At 38.0% G+C, this 2,031-nt stretch carries 1 protein-coding gene; it reads left to right on the top strand.

Translation table 11 applies throughout. The features are described from left to right. Positions 1-157: 157 nt before the first annotated feature. Positions 158-2,031: hypothetical protein (locus KKA81_10990; GenBank protein MBU2651450.1), on the top strand; the 1,874-nt coding region annotated here is incomplete at its 3' end.

Raw genomic sequence — 2,031 nt, 5'->3', positions numbered from 1 at the left:
TCTTGACTTATCAAAAAACTCTCCATATCTTTATAGCATAGTAAACAACCAAAACCAATCAACATGAAACGAATTACCCCCCCCCATTTTTATTTGCGTAATGATAACATTATTAAGTACTTGCGCCTTTAACAATAATTTACACTCCCAAACCATTGTGATTGACAGCACCTTTACCGCTGATGCGGTTTTGCATCCTTTTGGCCCGTATGACACGCTATACAGCCTGAAAATAGGCGGAAGCGTTCAGTTGAATACGGACACCAGCCTGGTAAGAGTTGTCGTGGGCAATGAGGATTCGCTGGAGTATATGATGTTTGAATATTATCCTATGATAGCCGATTCAGCTTACTATTCTTTTTCCGGTGAATGTGATGAGACGGCTTACCTGAACGGGTTCATCCCGGAATATTTGAAAATATTCATTAGTGAAGCTACTCTGCAATTAGGTTATATATCCGATTCAGCAACCTGGCAGGAAAATCTCGACAGTCTTCAGTATACTTCCAAGCAAAACAAAGACCTGGAGAAAATTGACAACATGAACGTCTATATCAATGAGAGAGGCTGGAAGTGGTTTGCATATAGCACTCCCAAGGTTGAACAGTATTATTACCAAAAAAAACATACTTTCAGGGAAGGATATAATTTACTTGGAATTGACTATTATTTAGGAGGCACATACAACAGTGTGATCATTGAACAAATACCGCCCACAGATGAAACAACAGAGCTGATCTCATCTTTTGACTGGCGCGAGAAACATAATGCCGACATCGAGGGGTCTTTATACTGGGATGGAGAACTTAATGAAAAGAACAACGGTTGGATGACTAATATTAGAGATCAACATGGCTGTAATAGTTGTTCTGCATTCGGATCCATCGGTGCATTTGAAGCCTATATTAATCTCTTTTTCAATTTCCACTCCGATATTATTAATGGTCTTGAATTATCTGAAAGAGATGCCTTTAATTGCAGTAAGTATTTTGGTATCGCTGTCGGTTGTTCATGTGATAATGGGAAATATATAGATGACATTCTTGATTATATTCAAGGTACCGGTGTTGTAAATGAGGAATGTTACGAATATACGTCTGATCCAGACTCACTATGTGAGGGCTCTCCACCAGAATTGGATTGTTCATTCGCTTCAAAGTGCTCAGAGCCTCCATATATTGTAAAACTCGATGATTACAACGTTTATGATTTGGACGATCCTGCCATTGTCAATAAAGGCGAATTCATTAAAAGAAAACTAATTGAAGAGGGTCCATTAATTATTGAGGTCGGTAAATTATTTAATTCCTCAATGTCTCATTGCGTGGTTTTAACCGGTTACAGAATAGAAGATGGGATAACAGTTTGGATTATGAAAAACAGTTGGGGTTATAAGGCTTGGATACCCCCAATTCCTCCTAATTGGCCATTTTATAATGACCAAGGGTATGTTACAGCCAAGCTCCTTCTTGGTACAAATCATAATTACCCGTGTATATATGATACTTTTTATTCACTAGGTTCGCCTAATATGATTCAAACTCCTATAGTTCAGCCACCAGGATACGAGGAGTATTATATTCATACCTATGATAAAGATAAAGACGGATACTGGAACTGGGGTTTTGAAATGCCTGAAGGATGGGAACCTCCTTGTAACACTTCAGCCGACTGGAATGATAATAACAATAGAACAGGCCCTTGCGATGATAACTTTAATGGTCAGTACGTGCAACCGGAAATGGAAGTATACCAATACCACCCGATTAATGGTATAAAAATGATAGAAAATAATGGTTTTTGCAGCTTTACCTCCTCAGATTTAAACGCCAATGGGGAATTGACTATTAGAATCTTCAATACCGGAGATGCACAATTAAATTTTGCAAGCAATCCGGATCCTGTAATTGAATTATCCGATGAAGGTAACTGTTTCGAATTAGACATGAATGGTTTGGATACAAGTCCGAATATCTGTAATCTTACAAATTATAAAGATATAAAGATAAGCTACGATATTAACTGCCCCAT

The sequence above is a fragment of the Bacteroidota bacterium genome (genome assembly GCA_018831055.1).
Lineage (GTDB): Bacteria > Bacteroidota > Bacteroidia > Bacteroidales > B18-G4 > M55B132.
This window is presented reverse-complemented; position numbering and strand designations above follow the sequence as displayed.